The sequence below is a fragment of the Microbacterium jepli genome (assembly GCF_047237905.1).
Taxonomy (GTDB): Bacteria; Actinomycetota; Actinomycetes; order Actinomycetales; family Microbacteriaceae; genus Microbacterium.
Genome location: NZ_JBDFLW010000004.1, coordinates 68,530 through 84,648 on the forward strand (window position 1 = coordinate 68,530; position 16,119 = coordinate 84,648).

Here is a 16,119-nt window from a genome sequence, read left to right on the forward strand (position 1 = left end):
CTACGCGCCCATCAAGAAGCCGACGATCGTGAACGCCGCCGACACGATGATCACGCCGACGAGCAGACGGCCGAGCCAGCCGCCGATCTCGCCGCCCTCACCGCGGCGGGCGGAGACGGTCATGGTGACGCCGAGGATGATCAGACCGACCACGGCGACGCCGAGGCCGACCCACTTGGCCCAGCCCATGACGGTGGTGAACGCCTCGAACCCGGGAGGCATGGAGCCCGAGCCCGGGTCGGGCACGACGCCGGCGAGCACAGCGGGTGCGGCGGCGGTGATCAGGTCGCTTGCTGCGAGAAGTGCAGACATGGGTTGTTCTCCGTTTCGTGTTGGTGGTGCGGGGTTCTCGTGCCGCCCGGTGCGGCGCCGAAAGGGTCCGGTTATCCGGTGGTTGTGAGAGGGGCGTCGGTGAAGCCCATGTCGATGTGCAGGTGGGTTGCGGGGTCGTAGAAGCCGCTGATGTTCACGTACGTGACGGAGCGGCACTGGATCTGGCCGGCGCGCGTGCCGTTGGGCACCTGCGGGTCGAGGACGCCGAGCAGCTTGAGTGCGTTTGCGTCGCAGCCGGTGGTGGCGGTGCCGTTGAAGGAGTAGAAGTCGACCGCGTGGCCGCCGCCGTCGATGTAGTGCGACGAGGCGGTGCCCGCCCCGTATCCGGTTTCGCCGGTGCACTTGCGGTTGATGTCGGAGACGCCCACCTTGTCGAACGTGTTCAGCGCCACCGTCATGATCTGGAGGATGCGGAGGTCGATCCCGCAGTCTGCCGAGGCGGTGCCCGCGGCGACGTCGCGGACCTGCTGCGCGTAGCGGTCCTCGAGGAAGGTCAGCCGACCTTCCTCCATCGCTTTCACGAGGCCCTGCGCGAGCGCCTGAGAATCGCCGGAGATCGCGGCGCACCCCGCGGCGACGGGGGCCGGCGTCGCCGTCGATGTCGACGCCGGAGTCGTTGCGCCGGGCGTAGCCGAGCCGCCGCCGAGGGTGGCGAAGTACGCCATGATCGCCACAGCGTCGCCGCGGTACTTCGTGTAGTGGTTGGGGTCGGAGTTGCGCTGCACCTTGTTGATCGCGATGGAAGGCTCCATCGCCTGCCACCCCTCGACCTTCACGAGACGGTCGTAGAAGAATCCCGCCGAGGTCGTCGGGTCCATGCGCTCTTCGACGGTGCCCCAGCTGGACTGCTGCTGGAACAGACCGATGGAGTCAGCGATCGACCCGTCCGGGTTGACCGCGTTGTCGCCGTAGTCGATGTTCACCAGGGAGGACTCCCCGATCGCCGTCTGCACGCCGAGGGTCTGCCCGTCCGAGCCGAGGCCCTTCGCAGCGCCCGCGTTGACGATCAGTGCGGCGTTAACGAGTTGGTCGTGACCGTACGCGCCGACCTTGGCATCCGCGGGGATCGCGGCGATATTCACCGGTCCCCCGCCAGGCAGGCACGCCGCGGCAGCCGAGCCGCCGAAGAACAGCACCCACAGCAGCATTGCGATCGCCAGCACCGGCACCATGACCACGGCCAGCACGCCCGCTCCCCCCTTCGCCACCGGTTACTCCGATGCCAGGGGGGTGATCTGCTCGACAGCCCACGGGGCAGTGTCGAGGGGGCGGTGCACGTACACCGAGTAGTCGCCGGCATCCGTGGGGACGAGCACGCGGGCCGTGTAGGCGCCGTCCGTGTCGCGAATCCGCGCGGCACCGGTGACGCTCGTGCACGGCACGTTCGCCGGGTCGACGGTTTCGTAAGCGACCGCCGCCGACTGCGACAGCACCGGGTACAGCTCTGCGATCCACGTCGCGTAGGCGAGCGACGGACGGCAGAACAGCGTCACCGATCGGGTCGCGAGCTCCGACACGTCAGCGTCGGCGTTCGGGTCCACCTCGACGTCGTGGTCGTGCGGAATCGACTCGTCGTGGTCGCTCTCCGCCGTGGCGGACTCGATGGGGGCCGGAGCCTCCGTCGACGCGGCCGCGCCCCTGTCGGCCGCGTCGACGGGCGCCGGCGTTGCCGCGCAGCTGGTCAACGCCAGCACCGATGCGATCGCAAGGACGGCCCCCGCCGTCCCCCGCGAACTTGTGCCCAGTCGGACCATCGGATGCCGCTCCCATCGCTGTGGACACAGCGCGGGAAGGTCCCCCGCTATTGCCCTACGGGAGCGAGCGTAACAGTTCTAGGCATGGCTAGCTAGGCATGCCTAGGAGGTATTTCGGTACTAGCCGGCGGTCGGTTTCGGGTCGGTTTCTTCGGCGGCCTCGTCCAGGATCGCGGTGAGCTTTGCCAGCGTCTCCGGCGACACCTCTCCGAGCTTGCGAGCTGCGAACAGGCGGACGGCGCCCAGCCGTTCCGCACGAACGAACTGCAACGCGGCCTCGACCTTGGCGGGAATCTCGTCGTTGTTGGAGCCAAGAAGGTAGCTCGGGTCGACCTCGAAGAACTCCGCGATGCCGGTCAGCAGCTTGCGGTCGTTGACGACGTAGCGGTTGCCGCTCGTCATGTAGGTCCACCGGGCGCGGCTGAGCTTGATGCCGCGCGCTTCCAGGAACGTGGCGAGTGCCCGGTAGCTCGTCGGCTTGCCGTCGTCGGCAACGATGACATCCATAAGCAGGTTCAGCTTGCGCGCCAGCTCGGCGCGCTCGTGCTTCTGCTCCGGGGAGTACCAGTCGGTATCGCTCATGATGCTCGTCCAGCCGTCAGGAGGCCGCTGAGGCCGGTGTGCTCGCGGTCGGGCGTCTCTCCGGGGGACCCGCTGAGGGTGCGTCCGATTTCCTCGAGAAGGCCGCGCTCAGCGTCAGTGGGCGTGAACTTTCCCGCTCTTTCGCAGTCCAGCATTTCTTTCCACCTTCGATAAAGGACGTGCTCGACTTCCAGGGTGAGAAGCGAACTCGCCAAACCCGTACTACCCGTCAACGTCAGCTCGGGTGCTGACTTGATGACGCGGTGCCAAGTTGGAGTCGCCCGAATCAGCAGCAGACGCATCCACAGGTGGTCTACGAGTCTTTCCGCCGAGCCGACGGCCACTCCTAGCCCTGTACAGGCGATCATCGTACCGACCAGCAGTGCCCCGACGACATCGCCATTCGGGCCCAGGAAGAAGCTGCTATCCGCGAGCACGCGATACGTGCTCGTCGCCAAGTTCTCCACCAGCCACAGCAGATCAAGGGCGGCGGCGAAGCCGATGAGGGCCAGTCCCCACCGCGTCGCGCGGACCGAATGGGCGCGCCACTCAGCACCCACGGTCAAGATCACGTGCACCGAGAACACGCCGATGCACAGCGGCATCACGTTCCAGAACAGTTCGCGGCCGACTTCGCCGCCGTACTCCGAAAGATACGTGTCGGTGACCGGCCAAGAGTTGACAGCGAAGATCAGTGCTTGCAGCGCGATCATCGCGACGACGATCGCCGCGACCAGGGATTCCCAGGGGGTGCCCCGGCCCTTCGTGGCGCGAATCACCATGACTTCGAGGCACCCCAGCGCCGCGGTGACGAGAATCCGATAGAGCAAGTTCGTGACGTTCGAGCCGCCCAAAAGGGGGTCGATGAAGTCGTAGACGACGTGGATTTGCAGGATGCACGCGGCCGACCAGAGGAGCACGCCGGAGGGCAGCATGGAACGCCGCTCGCGCATCTTCTTGCGCAGGACCGACACAGAGGCCACCGTCGCCACGACGATGGTGATGGCGTCTACGGGGCTTTCGACCAGCCACCGCAGCACTGCCGCCGCTGCGTCGAGGAAGGTCATCCCGCGAACACTTGCTCGAACTTGAAATCGCGGGTGGTGTTCTGCCGGCGTCCGCGCAGCACGCGCAGCACCAGCAGATCACCGATTGCTTCGGCGCGTGCTTCGCGCTCGTTGGTGAGGTCGTCGATGCCCTGGAAGGCGTAGGGGACCATGCGGTCCGGGTTTAGGACGGATGCCAGGAATTCTTTGACGCGGGGGTCGTCGCCCAGCCGCGTCTCACGCCCGACTTCTTCGTCCAGCATGTGGCCGAGTTCATGTGCGCCGATGAACAGCTGCATCTCGATCTTCGCGTCGGCGGGGACGTGGATGGTGTCGATGCGGTTGACCGGATCACCGGTCCACGCACCGCACACGCGCTGCCCGTTCAGCCGCGGGTCCTGCCGGAACTTGATCGTCGTTCCGCGGTAGCTCTCAACCAGTTGCACGAGGTCCGCAAAGCTCAGGGTGTCGGGGATGCCCCGGTCTTTCACGAGTTGCAGTGCTGCCGCTCTCCGCTGGCGGTGCTTCATCTGGCCCTCCTCGTTTCGCGTCCTCTGGCTGCGCCCCCCGGCCCCGCCAGCGACCGGAAAATCTTATAGTCATGCCTAGGCGATCGGGCCGGTCTGCCGGAAGCCTGGGAAACTTCGCAACATCCGGTGTTTTCGGGCTGAACGTGAGCCGTGTCCAGCGCCCCACCGCGCCGCGGCGAGGCCCGTCGAAGCGCGCCGTCATAGACTTTTTCCCCATGACACAGGAGACCTCCGACAACCGCTGGGACGTCGTTGTCGTGGGCGCAGGGCCGGCAGGAGCCACCGCCGCCCGCGTCGCCGCCGAGAACGGCGCTCGTGTGCTTCTGCTCGATAAGGCCCGGTTCCCTCGCTGCAAGACGTGCGGCGGCGGCCTCATCGGCACCTCTCGAAACTACCTCGCGCCCGGAGTCACCTACGACGTCGATCGCCGCATCAATGCCGTGGGGTTCTCCCGCAACATGGGCCGCATCACCCGCCGTTTCGGCCCGGACGCCTCCCTGGCAATGGTGCAGCGAGAGACGTTCGACCAGCAGAACGTCGACGCCGCCAAGGCCGCCGGCGCCGAGTTTCGCGACGGCGTGAACGTCCGCGCTGTCAGCGAGAACGACGGCATCGTGACCCTCACCACGGACAAAGAGACGTTCACTGCCCGGGTCGTCATCGGGGCGGACGGCTCCGGTGGCCGGATCGGGCGATACGTCGGCGTCGAAATCGAACAGGCCGACCTCGGCCTAGAGGCAGAGATCCCGATGCCCGCCGGCGAGCAATGGCGGACCACCGCCTTGCTCGACTGGGGTCCGCGACCCGGCACCTACGCATGGGTGTTCCCGAAGAAGGACTCCCTCACGGTCGGCGTCATCGAGGCCAAGGGCAATGCTCCGCACACCCGCGAGTACCTGGATCAGTGGCTCGCCCGCCTCGGTATGGCGAACACTCCCCCGCTGCACGACAGCGGACACCTCACCCAATGGCGGCGGGTCGGCACACCATCCGCCCGCGGACACGTCATCGTGGCCGGCGAGACGGCCGGCCTGCTCGAGCCGTGGACACGCGAAGGCATCAGCTTCGCTCTCCGATCGGGCACCTGGGCCGGTGCTGCTGCCGCGGCGTTCATCGGCGGCGATGAGGCTGCGCTGACCGGCTACTCCGCGCAGATCACGCGCGAGCTCGAACCGGAAATCAGCGCCGGGTCGGCGTTCCTGCGGTTCTTCGAGAAGCGTTCCGCGCTGGTGCAGCTCTTCACGGCCCACTCCCGCGTCGGCGCCAACTACTTCTTCCGATTCTGCAACGGTGACACCAACCTCGCCCGCGCATTCCGCCACCCATCGGTCCGTCTCGCCGTGGCGATGCTTTCTCGCTAGCCGCGACAGCCCCTCCCCCGAACGACGAGATAGCCAGATACCTATATAGGTATCTGGCTATCTAGGTTAGGCGGTGCCTACGCAAGCGGGTTCCGGTCCCGGTACTCGCGCAGGGCCGACTCCACGATGTCTCGTTTCGTTCGCCCCGTCGCTGCGCGCAGGTCTTCCACGTAGTACGACAGCTCGGCGTCGATGTCCGCGTGCAGTACCTCCGTGGGAGCCTTGCGCGGCCGTGAACGCGGAGCAGCCGCGCTCGATCGAGCGGGCGTCGACGGCGCCGGCGCACCGGGCGCCGCAGCGGGCGCGGGGCGGGGCTTTGACGACTCGATCGGGTCGCGTCGGTCAGGTGCCGGCTGTGCCCGTCGAGGGAGGCTCTGGGGGCGATCTTCGTTCGTCATCGGATGACCTTTCGTGCCAGTTCTCGGTATGCGTCAGCGACGGGAGCGCCCTTGCGGAAACGGCCGTACCAGTCATGCGAGTACCGGACCTCCCCCACGATCGTCCGGTGCGGGATCAGAGGCGTGAGCAGCAGGCCCGTCTCACGCATTTGCTCGATGCTGTGCGTCGCCTCGCGCGGCGTCACCGTCTCCTTGTAGCCACCGACGATGATTCCGGCCTCTGCGACCGCCTGGTGGCCGCTGGTGGCGTTGTATCGCATCACGCTCTCTTGGGCCCCGAGGAACCCGTCTACGCCGTCAGCGGTCGGCGTGGCGGCGTAGATGACGGACTGCGCAGCAGTCAGAGCGTTGAATATCAGTGACCCGCCCTGCCGGTTCGGGCAGTCGATTATCACCAGATCGGCGGGCACGCCCTCGAGCGAGTCGGCCAGGCGTTGCCCAACCTCCCCCGGGTCGTCTGTTTCACGTGCACTCACGCTCCGATCGGACGGGATGACACGCAGGTTCTCGTGGAACGGTGACGCCACCGCCAGCTCATCGGCCCACCCCCGCACGTCCTGGTTCCCCAGGATCGCGCCGACGTCGAGCCCGGTATCGACCGGCTGAGCGTCGAGCCACTTCGTCGTCGCGCCGCGGGGGTCGAGGTCTATCAAGATCACGCGTTTCCCGTCCTCAGCGGCCACCGTCGCCAGAGAGACAGCGGTAGTGCTCTTCGTCGCTCCACCGCTCTCGCTGTAGATCATCAAGCTCTGCATGGCTGAAACCTATCTGGGTACAAAGCCAGATAGCAAGCTACCTAGATACCTATATAGGTATCTAGGTAGCTAATTGCGATTGCTTGTCGAGGGCCCGCGGTGCTTGACGTACTCCGCCCACGTGCACTCCACTGCTAGTCGCATGGCGTCCTCGGGGAAGTATCCGATGAGCTGCCGCTGCGCGGGGTCGTGGTCGAAGGTGACCGACCGCAGGAGCTTGCGCCCATGAATCTCCACGACGCGCACGATCGCGATACGTCGACTGTTGTCGAAGATGTACCAAACCCCCGGCTCGGGGGATCTCTGAAGCTGCGACATGGGCGACCACACCTGCACCATGAGCAGCCCTCACGCACTCTCGGCAGTCACGAACCGTTGATCCCGCCGCGAGGAACGCCTGCGGAAATGATCGCCCGATGCAGCCGTTCCGTCGCGATCTTGAGCGACGTCGCCCAGCCCAGGAGTGAGCCCCTGTACTCGACGCGGTATCGCGGGCCGTCGTCGGTGCGGCGTAGGTCGATCGCCCCAACCTCATCGTCTCGGGCGTCGAGCATCACCCAATGGGCAGGAGGGCCCTCGCGCGCGAGCAGCTGCGGATGCCACCGAGGTCCGTCGTCGCGCATCCCGTAAGTATCGAACATGTGTTCGATGCCAGCAAGTTAGGAGTGCGGGCCGGGGGAGTGGGGACGAGCGCGAATCCGCGCAAGCGATGCCCGTTCCGGGGGCGCGAGATACCTCGCGCAGCAGCGCTACGCGCCGCCGTGGGGAGGCCGCACAGCGGCCCATCCCTTGAGGTTTTCTTCACCTCTCCGCGGTCTCAACCTATTTCGCTCCAACGGCTACGTGCCACCGATTCCGGACGCGCCCTACGGGCTTATTTCGCCCGGAATCGGCGTCACTTCGCCGCCTCCGCTCAAACGGTCATTCCCGCCGGAGAGGCAAAGAAAAACGATCAGTCAGAGGGAGAGACACATGAGCGAGCAGCGCGGCACACGTACCGAAGTCATCGTCAGCGTGAACCACGGACCGGGGGAGGAGGGCATCAGCCGCACCGCCCGTCAGGTGGTCATCATCGGCGCCGGTGGGAACGACCCGGTGACCGAGCAGACCCCGGCCGTGCGCCTGGTCACCCGTGAAGTCATCGGCATGACCTTGCAGCACTTCGAGCCCGCGGAGCGCGTGGCCGCGGATCGCATCGGCTACATGGCATCCGGCGCCTACGTCGTCGTGCCGGTCGCGGTCGCGCGAGCGCTCGACCTGTACCCCGCCGCCTACGCGCTGCACGACCGCAGCGAAACCCGCGCCGACTACCTCGCCAACGACTGACCCCCACACCCAAGGAGAAACGACATGCTCACCATCACCCACACCCCCGAAGCCGGAACGATCATCGAGGGCACCAGCCGCGGAGACGGCACCGCCGAAATCTTGAAGGCGAACGGCTGGCGGTGGGGCCGATCCATGGGAGCCTGGTACGTCCCCCAGTCCCGCGACCGCCTGCCCAAGTGGTGGAACATCAACCGTGCTGCGGCAGCGCTGCGCGAGGCCGGCCACGAGGTCACGATCGAGGCTGACGAGACGTTCCGGCCGACCGCCGAGGTGGAGGCGGACAAGATCGAGCGCCAGGCCGCCCGCGTCGACGCGCTCGAGGCGAAGGCCGACCGACGCGCGGCCGACGCAGACGCCGCCGACGCAGCCGCGCGCCGTGCGCTGGACCGCCTGCCCGAGGGCGGCGAGCCGATCAAGGTCGGGCACCACTCCGAAGGCCGCCACCGTAACGCGATCGCCAAGGCGGATGCCGCAATGGGTCGCAGCGTCGAGGCCGACCGCGAGGCCACCCGCGCCCGCGCCCGCGCCGACGTCGCCGCCAAGACCACCGACACCCGCTACGCGCCGGGGATGGTTGCCCGCCGCATCGAGCGGATCGCGACCGACATTCGCGGGTACACGCGCAAGATCGAGGGCAGCTCGCACAACTTCGGAGGCGGCTACATCGAGACGACCGCCCCCGCGACGGGCGCCTACCTGGACCGGCTGCTGACTCAGCGCGCGCAGCTCGAGGACGAACACACCTACTGGACCGCCGTCCGCGAAGCCCAGGCCGCCGCTGGACAGGTCACGATCCACAGCCGCGAGACGATCGCCAAGGGCGACATGATCAAGCACCGTTTCGGCTGGCACGTCGTCACCCGCGTGAACCCCAAGAGCGTGACCGTCGCGCTCGACTGGAACAACACGACCCGCCCTTACAAGGTCGATTACACCGACGTGCAGGGGCACCACACCGCCGCCGAGGTCGAGGCCGCACGGGCCGCCGCCGCCGAGAAGGCCACCACCACGGAGGCCGCCGCGGCGAGCTGAGGGGTGAGGGCCGGCCTTCGGGCCGGCCCGTGAGGGGCGCCCCCCTCGCACTCCCCGACGTTCCGCCGCCGGCGGGGCGCGAGCTGCGCTCCCGCAGCGTCGACGGAGCGACGCCCAGAGGTCGACCGGCTCCGTCGGCCGCCGAGGATCGCCCTACGGGCTCACGCTTTTTGCCGTGAAGCCTGCGGCAGCTCGTCCGCTTCGCTCCCTCGTAGCTACCTGCGGGCTCCGTTCAAGTGGCTGCGCCACCGACTCCTCCGAGACTTTCGGCACGCGGTCGCTGCGCTCCCTTATTTCGCGCCGAAACTCTCTCCCCCCTCGCCCTGCGGGTTGCACTGCGCCCTCCGGTTGCTAAGGCGGGAAACCGCCTTCACGGCAAAAAAACGATGAGGAGGAGAGAGAGAAATGCACCAGCAGATCACGACCGTCAGCACCTTCGTTCCGGCCACCACGGCTGAGGACCGGCAGTACCAGGGCCGCAAGATCGCCGAGCGCACCGAGGACCTCCAAGCCCATGCCCGCACCGGTTGGGCACTCGCGCACACCGCCACGATTCCCGGCCCCGAGGGCGTCATGTTCGTGGACACCCTGACCCGCACCACTGAGCAGTAACCCGCACCACCCATCGAGGAGGAGACGCCATGCCCGACACCACCAACACCAACCGGACGCCGGATCGGCCGACCTTCCTCGATGCGGTGGCCGAGTTCGCCCTCGTGTTCTCCCGCCCGGACACCGCTGCCGATCTGGCAACGCGCCTCAGCTGCCGAGAGGTCGACGCGCTTGCCGAGATGCTGCGCGCATGCGGGCAGGTCGAGGCGGCCGACCTGTGGATCGAAGAACACGCCACCGACGACGACGAGGGCGACGCGCACCACACTGAGGGAGGATCGGAGCAATGAGCCTCATCGTCTACTCGAAGCCGTCGTGCGTGCAGTGCACGGCGACCTACCGCGCGCTGGACGCGAAGGGCATCGAGTACACCGTCGTGGATCTCACCACCAACCCCGCAGCGCTCGAATACGTCATGGACGAGCTGGGCTACTCCGCCGCTCCCGTGGTCGTGGCAGGCGATCAAGACCACTGGTCGGGGTTTCGTCCCGACCTCATCGACAAGCACGCCGCATGAGGGAGCACGACACCACCAGCGACGACTACCGAGCCGGATACCTTGCCGGATACACCGACCGCCAGGGGGAGGTGGACCGGTTGGAGAACGACGCCGACCGGTTCTACCGCGCCGCCTACGGCGAGGAACGCCGCATCCCCGGGCACTACGTCACACGCGCCGAGCTCGAGCAGCGGCGATCGCTGTCGGAGCCGCCGGTGGAAATCACCCGCCGCGACGCGCTCGCGTCATGGGGCCTGGAAATGCCCGCCGACGAGGACCCAGCCACCCCGGCCGCAGACGCCCCTCAGATCCCGTCGACGTCGACGGGGAGAACGAACCGCACGAGCAGGAGACGACAGATGAGCACCAGGACTATCACCGGCAATCTGGCCGTTGACCCCGAGGCCGTGCAGGCGGGTCGCGTGCAGATCGTCAAGCTGCGCGTGATCGAGAACACCGGCGAGTACCGCGCGGGGGAGTGGACCCCGCACGAGGCCCCGACAACGCATTTCGTGGAAGCGAAGTTCGAACTCGGCGAGCACGTGCTCGCGTCGCTGCACAAGGGTGACGCGGTGATCGTCGTCGGATACGAGCGCACCGTGGCATGGGGCGAAGGGGAAGACCGCCGCCACGGCCGCGTCCTCGAAGCTGACGCAATCGGCCCCGACCTCTCCCGCGCGACCGCCGTCGTCACCCGCTCACCGCGCGCACCGCGTCGCGGCGCCGCGGCCGAGTAACCCGTTAGGGGGGGCGAGGGCGACTAGCTCCCGTCGCGTTCGACCTCGAGCACGTAGAGGATCACGTGATCCTCCGGCATCGAGGCCCGTACCTCTGCGATCGCCGCGTCGCCGGATGCTGCGCTGCTGCGAACCACCGTCGCCGTCGCCGCGTCACGTGTTCGATGCGCCAGTTCCCACATCCGGCGATCATCGCACCCACCACCGACACCGCCCACGTGAACCGGCGCGGTCGTGGGGCCGGCGCCGCCGGCCCGTGAGGGGCGACCCCTCACACTCTCTAATGGTCTCGGCTGGCCTGGTGCTGGCTGTCAGGCTGGTTCTGGCTCGCTCGGGCGTGACTCATCACACTCTTGACCGCAATGTCTTGCTGGGGACCTGTCCGTCCGAGCGGCCAGTTCCGGCGTGACGCTGCGATGGCTTGATAGAAGGTTGTCCGCGACTTGGGTCGCGTGACTCGTTAGAGAGATGCCTCCGCGGCGCATCCCACCCGGATGACCCCTTGAGGAGAAGAGGCCGCATGATCGTCGCCCACCACTACGACCACGTCGTCGGAGTCGATACCCACGCCCGCACGCACACCTACGCGATCGTCGCCACCAAGACCGGCGAGATCCTCGGCACGAAAGCATTCCCGGTCACGGCGGCGGCGATCGACAGAGCGATCGCCTGGGTAGGAAGCACGGCGAGCGAATCAGTGCTGTTCGCGATGGAGGGAACCGGCTCGTATGGCGCATCGCTGAGCAGGGCGCTGCAGCGCGACGGAGTTGCGTTCTGTGAGGTCCGGCCGCCGAAGAAGTCGAGCCGCGTCCGCGGCAAGACTGATGAAATCGACGCGGTCGCGGCCGCGACTTCGGCGATGGGCATCGAGCTCGACGCGCTGACTCAACCGAAAGCAGACGGGCTGCGCAACGCCCTGCGTGTGGCGCTCGATGCTCGCCGCGACATGGAGGTCCGTCGTACGAGCGCACGGAACCAGCTGAACGCGCTGGTCCGGACTGCGGACTTCGGCCTCGATACCAGGCGCGCGCTCACTGATCGTGGTGTGCAGAAGCTCGCCGACTTGGACGTTCGCCACGTCGATGTTGCGGAGCGCATCATCCGAGGCGAGGCCCTCCGGCTGGCCTCGACGGTGATCGAGCTGGGCCGACAGATGCGAGAGAACCGCGAGGCGTTGGCCGAGCTCGTCGAGCTTCTCGCGCCTGGCGTGCAGCAGATCTACGGTGTCGGTCCGGTGACTGCGGCTGTGGCGGTTGCGGCGTATTCCCATCCGGGTCGGGTGCGCAGCGAGGCTGCGTTTGCAGCCCTCGCAGGGGTGAATCCGATCCCGGCGTCGTCTGGTAACACGATTCGTCACCGCCTGAATCGAGGCGGTGACCGGCAACTGAATCGGGCGCTTGACGTCGTCGCCCGTGTGCGGATGGTGTCAGAGGTGCGCACCCGTGCCTACGTCGACCGCCGCACGGCTGAGGGTCGCACTGCTCGCGAGATCCGGCGGTGCGTGAAGAGGTACATCGCTCGCGAGATCTTCAAGGCGCTGGAAGCGCGGATGGGAGCAACCGTCCTGATGGCGTGATGTCTACGAATTCTGGTGACGGATTCGCGGGCGCGGATCATGGCGGAGATCTCGATGAGGATCTTGTTGCAGTCCTGTTCATCCTTGACCATGTTCCACGTCCCGCGCTCACCCCTTCGCGCGGTGCAGCTGCCGGAGGCACTGGTCCTTGCCTGAGGTGTGGCTGTGGGTGGCGGCGGCGGCGGACAGCGTTCAGTCGTCGCCGTCGGTAGCGGGCACCTTGTCTGTGCTTGAGGTCGAGTCCATCCAGACGGCTTGTGCCCCGGAGTCGCCGATGCGGACGACGTCGATGGTCGCTCCGACGGAGATGGCGATCGCTGCAACGGCGAGCACGATTCCGACGACAGGACGGCGGGTGGCGGGTCGGTCGTCGGTTCGTCGTGTGCGGCGGAACCAGAGCCACTGAGCCAGGGCAATGAGGAACAGGCCGGCGGCCCAGGGGAGCAGGTGGTCGCCGAGCTCGGTGTGCTGCTCGAGGATCGCGGACGGCTCCGTCTGGCGTTCGAGGGCTTCGCCAGCCTGCGTGGTAAGTGGGACGGCGATCAGCGCGGCGAGGGCGATGATCGGGGTGAGGATGGCGAACTTGCGGCGGGCGGCGGGCCAGAGGCTGCCGAGGATGAGCATGAGGGCTGCGAGGGGGAGCAGGACCACGACGGCGTGCACGAGGAGCGGGTGGAGGGGGAGGCCGTTGATCTGCCAGTCGTTCATCGGGGCGCCTTCGGTCGAGGGGGGGTGTCCTCGTGACGCTAACGCGCCCGGTCCTGCGCGCTCTGCTGGTCGAGGTGTTCGTGTGAGCCCTCGAACGATCGCTCGCCCTTCCTCGGAGCCGACTCCCCGCTTCATGCCGAGGGGCGAGGTGTCGACCGGGTGGAGTTATTGCGTGTGCTCGCTCGCCGGTGCGATCAGGCGGCGGAGCCGGTCGGTGACGAGAAGGGCGGCGGTGGCGTCGACGGTGAGGACGTCGACGTCGAACCGGTCCACGACCGTATCGAGCGTCGGGTGTCCGCCGACGAGGATCGCGGTCGCGAGGACGTCGGCGGTGACGATGTCCTCGGCGATCACGGACACCTGCACGAAGGGGACATCGCCGGGCTCGGCCGGTCGGCGCCAGACGTGTTCGCCCCGTTCGGCGGTCCCGGAGGTGGCGATCGCGCGGCGCCCGTCGCCGAGTGGGACGACGCAGAGCAGAGCGTGCCGGTCGTCGGGGTCCACGATCCCGACCGTCCAGCTGCCGGAGGGGGAAGTGAGGACGTCGCCTCCGACATCGAGCAGCCAGTCGCCGTCTCCGAGCAGCCGGGCCGCCTGAGCCATGGTTGTCGCCTTGACGGTTCCGGCGAGGTCGATGACGCCGTCGGGCCGGTGCGGGGTGAAGGCGCCGTCCGTCGCGGTGCGCCAGTGGAGTGCTTCGGTGTAGGCGGCCCGCATGTGCTCGGACGCGACGGTTAGCGCGAGTTCGCCGCGGGCGATCCGGGACGCCTCCGACTCCGGCCGGTACAGGCTGAAGCGGGCGTCGGCGTCGGCGAAGACGGCCTCGACGTCGCCTACCGGTGCATCGTCAGCGGCGCGCAAGCTGACGACGGTGCCCATCGTCGTGAACGTGTGCACGGTCAGAGTCCGGCCTGGTCGATCGCCGATTGCAGGGAGGTGAGGTATCCGTCGCTGGTGTAGGTCGCTCCGCTGACCGCCTGCACATGCGCGGACTGGGCGGAGAGGACTTCTTGACGCAGGATCGGCGCGGCCCGGTTGGAGATCGACACGGACCGGCCGTCCTTGTCCGTGAGGTGCACCGCGTCCACGTCGGTGATCTGCCCGCCGGCGACGGTGATCGCGACCTGCACCGCGCCGAAGCGGGTCGCCACAGACGAGCCGGTCCAGGTGCCGTCTGTCGAGGCGGACGGGCTCGCGGTGGCTGTCGGGCTCGCGCCGGCCGAGGGGTCGGTGGTGGCGCCGGTGGAGGGTGTAGCGGGCGTCGTCGGGGCGGGGGTGGCGGCCGGGGTCGGCGTGGTCGCCGCGGGGACCGTCCTGTCCGTGGCCGTGGTGGTACTCGTCCCGGTGGCGAGCGGTGATCCGGTGGAGCCGGCCGATCCCAGCTGCCAGCCGCCGACGAGGACGGCGAGGGAGGCGAGGACGCTGGCGACTGCTGCTCGTGTTCTCACCAGTCGAACCTCTCCACGTGGATCTGCCGGTCGGGCAGGCCTGCCGCTCGCGCGTCGCGGACGACGAGATCGGCCCAGACTGTGGGACCGCAGACATACAGGTCGGATTCGAGCAGGCCGGGCAGCGCCGAGGTGATCGTCACACCCCGAGCGATGGACTCGGCCGACATCCACGTCGCGAGCCCTGCGGGCCGTCGGCCGATCATCCCGAACAGCGCGCCGCGGCTGCTGCGCACCAGGGTCTGCGTCTCGTCCCAGAGGTAGGTCTGCGAGTCGTCGGTGGCGCGCAGCAGGACGGTCACCTCGCCGGGGCGCAGGCCGCCGTGCTCGAGGAGCGCTCGGGCGGGGGTGATGCCGATGCCGGCGGCGATGATCGCGAGGCGCGGGGCGGTGCGGGCGACGTCGGTGAAGATCCCGTAGGGGCCCTCGATCGAGACCGCAGTCCCGGGGCGCAGCCGTGCGAGTCGGTCCGTCCCTGCTCCGAGTGCGCGGACGGTGATCCGCGCGCGGGTGTCGGTCGGGACGGCGGAGAAGGAGATCGGGTGCGCGTGCCACCAGGTGCCGCGGCTCCAGAACCGCCAGATCGCGTACTGCCCGCCGATCACGCCGAGGCGGGAGAGGTCGCGGCCGGAGAGGTGGATCGAGAAGACGCCGGGGGCGATCGTCTCGACGGCCTCGACCCGGATCCGGTGCCGCAGGGTGGCGAGCACCGGCACCGCGAACCGGAACCAGGCGATCGCGCCGAACGCCAGGACGTAGAGGGCGATCCAGTAGACGCGCTGCGGGGTGCTCTCGGCGAGGACTTGGCCGGCGGAGAGCTGGTGGGGCACGGCGACGAGGACGGCCGCGTAGCTGAGGAGGTGGATCGCGTGCCACGCCTCGTACGCGAAGCGGCGGCGCACGGCGACGAGGGAGGTGACGACGACGAGCACCAGCAGGGTGCTGCCGAGCAGCGCCAGGAGCATGTCGGCGCCGGAGTACAGGGCGAGTGTCTCGTTCCACAGCGTCAGCCCGTCGGTGAGGGCGTAGCCGACGGTGAGTAGGGCGCCGTGCCCGAGGATCAGGTACAGGGCGGGCTTGCCGAGGCGGCGGTGCAGCGCCATCGCGGTGTCCTGGCCGAAGGTGCGATCGATCCAGGGGATCCGGGCGGCGAGGACGAGCATGACCAGGATCAGGTCGGTGCCGACGAGGCCGGCGACGATTCCCGTGGCCGTCAGGGCTCCGGCGAGATCGGTGATCTGCGCGGGTCCGCCGGCTGCGAGGTAGAGCGCGATGGCGAGGGCGACCGAGAGCCAGCTGGCGGTGACGAGCGTGTCCGCGGAACGCAGGCGCCGGCGCAGGGATCGCTCGCGGTCGGCCTGCGACCGCTGCAGCGTGGTCGGGGCGTGGGGTGCGGGTGCGCTGGTCGGTCGGATCGTG

The 16,119-nt window shown here is 68.2% G+C and carries 22 protein-coding genes; 8 read left to right on the forward strand and 14 right to left on the reverse strand.

All coding sequences use genetic code 11. The features are described 5' to 3' along the window. From ABC304_RS04130 to ABC304_RS04155, 6 genes are all read right to left on the reverse strand, one after another. Complete coding sequence (locus ABC304_RS04130; protein WP_202401084.1) at positions 1-312, reverse strand: hypothetical protein; 312 nt, start codon at positions 310-312, stop codon at positions 1-3. Between the two features lie 71 nt (positions 313-383). Beyond that, positions 384-1,541, reverse strand: a complete 1,158-nt coding sequence (locus ABC304_RS04135; RefSeq protein ID WP_160897542.1) for a hypothetical protein — start codon at positions 1,539-1,541, stop codon at positions 384-386. A gap of 3 nt (positions 1,542-1,544) precedes the next feature. After that, positions 1,545-2,027, reverse strand: coding sequence for a hypothetical protein (locus tag ABC304_RS04140; protein ID WP_412923036.1), 483 nt, complete (start codon positions 2,025-2,027; stop codon positions 1,545-1,547). Between the two features lie 180 nt (positions 2,028-2,207). Continuing rightward, complete coding sequence (locus ABC304_RS04145; RefSeq protein WP_160897544.1) at positions 2,208-2,669, reverse strand: hypothetical protein; 462 nt, start codon at positions 2,667-2,669, stop codon at positions 2,208-2,210. Further along, positions 2,666-3,736, reverse strand: a complete 1,071-nt coding sequence (locus tag ABC304_RS04150; protein ID WP_160897545.1) for a hypothetical protein — start codon at positions 3,734-3,736, stop codon at positions 2,666-2,668. The genes ABC304_RS04145 and ABC304_RS04150 overlap by 4 nt, the downstream gene beginning before the upstream one ends. Then, on the reverse strand, positions 3,733-4,245 hold the full coding sequence (locus ABC304_RS04155) for a hypothetical protein (RefSeq protein WP_160897546.1): 513 nt from the start codon (positions 4,243-4,245) through the stop codon (positions 3,733-3,735). Before ABC304_RS04155 ends, ABC304_RS04150 begins: the two co-directional genes overlap by 4 nt. A 215-nt stretch (positions 4,246-4,460) precedes the next feature. Here ABC304_RS04155 and ABC304_RS04160 point away from each other — a divergent pair, with 215 nt between their 5' ends. Beyond that, complete coding sequence (locus ABC304_RS04160) at positions 4,461-5,606, forward strand: geranylgeranyl reductase family protein (protein ID WP_160897547.1); 1,146 nt, start codon at positions 4,461-4,463, stop codon at positions 5,604-5,606. Positions 5,607-6,000: 394 nt separating this feature from the next. Here ABC304_RS04160 and ABC304_RS04165 read toward each other — a convergent pair whose 3' ends face one another. The 3 genes from ABC304_RS04165 to ABC304_RS04175 all read right to left on the reverse strand — a co-directional run bounded on the left by ABC304_RS04165 (position 6,001) and on the right by ABC304_RS04175 (position 7,382). Continuing rightward, entirely contained in the window at positions 6,001-6,759 is a 759-nt protein-coding gene (locus ABC304_RS04165) for a ParA family protein (RefSeq protein WP_160897548.1), read from the reverse strand. A 69-nt stretch (positions 6,760-6,828) separates the two neighbouring features. Continuing rightward, positions 6,829-7,077 (reverse strand): hypothetical protein, encoded by a 249-nt coding sequence (locus ABC304_RS04170; RefSeq protein WP_160897549.1) that lies wholly within the window; start codon positions 7,075-7,077, stop codon positions 6,829-6,831. A gap of 47 nt (positions 7,078-7,124) precedes the next feature. After that, positions 7,125-7,382: a hypothetical protein gene (locus ABC304_RS04175; RefSeq protein WP_160897550.1), complete on the reverse strand. Its 258-nt coding sequence runs from the start codon at positions 7,380-7,382 to the stop codon at positions 7,125-7,127. Between the two features lie 349 nt (positions 7,383-7,731). Between ABC304_RS04175 and ABC304_RS04180 the strand changes: the two genes are divergently transcribed. The 6 genes from ABC304_RS04180 (at position 7,732) to ABC304_RS04205 (ending at position 10,968) form a co-directional block, all read left to right on the forward strand. Then, positions 7,732-8,085, forward strand: coding sequence for a hypothetical protein (locus ABC304_RS04180; RefSeq protein WP_160897551.1), 354 nt, complete (start codon positions 7,732-7,734; stop codon positions 8,083-8,085). Positions 8,086-8,109: 24 nt separating this feature from the next. After that, the gene (locus ABC304_RS04185; protein ID WP_160897552.1) at positions 8,110-9,120 is read left to right on the forward strand and encodes a DUF3560 domain-containing protein; all 1,011 of its coding nucleotides are present in this window, start codon (positions 8,110-8,112) and stop codon (positions 9,118-9,120) included. 405 nt (positions 9,121-9,525) lie between these two features. Then, entirely contained in the window at positions 9,526-9,732 is a 207-nt protein-coding gene (locus ABC304_RS04190; protein ID WP_160897553.1) for a hypothetical protein, read from the forward strand. A 29-nt stretch (positions 9,733-9,761) separates the two neighbouring features. Continuing rightward, positions 9,762-10,022 (forward strand): hypothetical protein, encoded by a 261-nt coding sequence (locus ABC304_RS04195; RefSeq protein WP_202401085.1) that lies wholly within the window; start codon positions 9,762-9,764, stop codon positions 10,020-10,022. Continuing rightward, a complete protein-coding gene (gene nrdH / locus ABC304_RS04200) occupies positions 10,019-10,249 on the forward strand; it encodes a glutaredoxin-like protein NrdH (RefSeq protein WP_160897554.1) in 231 nt (76 codons plus the stop codon). The genes ABC304_RS04195 and nrdH overlap by 4 nt, the downstream gene beginning before the upstream one ends. Continuing rightward, positions 10,246-10,968: a single-stranded DNA-binding protein gene (locus ABC304_RS04205; RefSeq protein WP_160897555.1), complete on the forward strand. Its 723-nt coding sequence runs from the start codon at positions 10,246-10,248 to the stop codon at positions 10,966-10,968. Before nrdH ends, ABC304_RS04205 begins: the two co-directional genes overlap by 4 nt. A 23-nt stretch (positions 10,969-10,991) precedes the next feature. On the opposite strand, the gene ABC304_RS04210 is transcribed toward ABC304_RS04205, so the two are convergent. After that, entirely contained in the window at positions 10,992-11,150 is a 159-nt protein-coding gene (locus tag ABC304_RS04210; RefSeq protein WP_412923034.1) for a hypothetical protein, read from the reverse strand. Between the two features lie 338 nt (positions 11,151-11,488). Here ABC304_RS04210 and ABC304_RS04215 point away from each other — a divergent pair, with 338 nt between their 5' ends. Then, entirely contained in the window at positions 11,489-12,544 is a 1,056-nt protein-coding gene (locus ABC304_RS04215) for an IS110 family RNA-guided transposase (RefSeq protein ID WP_412923033.1), read from the forward strand. A gap of 192 nt (positions 12,545-12,736) precedes the next feature. Here the strand turns inward: ABC304_RS04215 and ABC304_RS04220 are convergent, their stop codons facing one another. The 4 genes from ABC304_RS04220 to ABC304_RS04235 form a co-directional block, all read right to left on the reverse strand. Continuing rightward, on the reverse strand, positions 12,737-13,252 hold the full coding sequence (locus ABC304_RS04220; RefSeq protein WP_412923032.1) for a DUF2231 domain-containing protein: 516 nt from the start codon (positions 13,250-13,252) through the stop codon (positions 12,737-12,739). A 165-nt stretch (positions 13,253-13,417) separates the two neighbouring features. Further along, on the reverse strand, positions 13,418-14,149 hold the full coding sequence (locus ABC304_RS04225) for an FAD:protein FMN transferase (protein WP_412923031.1): 732 nt from the start codon (positions 14,147-14,149) through the stop codon (positions 13,418-13,420). Between the two features lie 2 nt (positions 14,150-14,151). Then, on the reverse strand, positions 14,152-14,700 hold the full coding sequence (locus ABC304_RS04230; RefSeq protein WP_412923030.1) for an FMN-binding protein: 549 nt from the start codon (positions 14,698-14,700) through the stop codon (positions 14,152-14,154). Next, a partial coding sequence (locus ABC304_RS04235; protein WP_412929068.1) for a ferredoxin reductase family protein occupies positions 14,697-16,119 on the reverse strand: 1,423 nt, incomplete at its 5' end. The genes ABC304_RS04230 and ABC304_RS04235, both read right to left, overlap by 4 nt.

Bases quoted from the DNA above. Each gene is read 5' to 3' on its own strand.
- ABC304_RS04195 (WP_202401085.1), top strand. From the start codon at position 9,762: ATGCCCGACACCACCAACACCAACCGGACGCCGGATCGGCCGACCTTC.
- ABC304_RS04155 (WP_160897546.1), bottom strand. From the start codon at position 4,245: ATGAAGCACCGCCAGCGGAGAGCGGCAGCACTGCAACTCGTGAAAGAC.
- ABC304_RS04175 (WP_160897550.1), bottom strand. From the start codon at position 7,382: ATGCGCGACGACGGACCTCGGTGGCATCCGCAGCTGCTCGCGCGCGAG.
- ABC304_RS04215 (WP_412923033.1), top strand. From the start codon at position 11,489: ATGATCGTCGCCCACCACTACGACCACGTCGTCGGAGTCGATACCCAC.
- ABC304_RS04165 (WP_160897548.1), bottom strand. From the start codon at position 6,759: ATGCAGAGCTTGATGATCTACAGCGAGAGCGGTGGAGCGACGAAGAGC.
- ABC304_RS04220 (WP_412923032.1), bottom strand. From the start codon at position 13,252: ATGAACGACTGGCAGATCAACGGCCTCCCCCTCCACCCGCTCCTCGTG.
- ABC304_RS04150 (WP_160897545.1), bottom strand. From the start codon at position 3,736: ATGACCTTCCTCGACGCAGCGGCGGCAGTGCTGCGGTGGCTGGTCGAA.
- ABC304_RS04145 (WP_160897544.1), bottom strand. From the start codon at position 2,669: ATGAGCGATACCGACTGGTACTCCCCGGAGCAGAAGCACGAGCGCGCC.
- ABC304_RS04210 (WP_412923034.1), bottom strand. From the start codon at position 11,150: ATGTGGGAACTGGCGCATCGAACACGTGACGCGGCGACGGCGACGGTG.
- ABC304_RS04185 (WP_160897552.1), top strand. From the start codon at position 8,110: ATGCTCACCATCACCCACACCCCCGAAGCCGGAACGATCATCGAGGGC.
- ABC304_RS04180 (WP_160897551.1), top strand. From the start codon at position 7,732: ATGAGCGAGCAGCGCGGCACACGTACCGAAGTCATCGTCAGCGTGAAC.
- ABC304_RS04190 (WP_160897553.1), top strand. From the start codon at position 9,526: ATGCACCAGCAGATCACGACCGTCAGCACCTTCGTTCCGGCCACCACG.
- ABC304_RS04130 (WP_202401084.1), bottom strand. From the start codon at position 312: ATGTCTGCACTTCTCGCAGCAAGCGACCTGATCACCGCCGCCGCACCC.
- nrdH (WP_160897554.1), top strand. From the start codon at position 10,019: ATGAGCCTCATCGTCTACTCGAAGCCGTCGTGCGTGCAGTGCACGGCG.
- ABC304_RS04170 (WP_160897549.1), bottom strand. From the start codon at position 7,077: ATGTCGCAGCTTCAGAGATCCCCCGAGCCGGGGGTTTGGTACATCTTC.
- ABC304_RS04160 (WP_160897547.1), top strand. From the start codon at position 4,461: ATGACACAGGAGACCTCCGACAACCGCTGGGACGTCGTTGTCGTGGGC.
- ABC304_RS04205 (WP_160897555.1), top strand. From the start codon at position 10,246: ATGAGGGAGCACGACACCACCAGCGACGACTACCGAGCCGGATACCTT.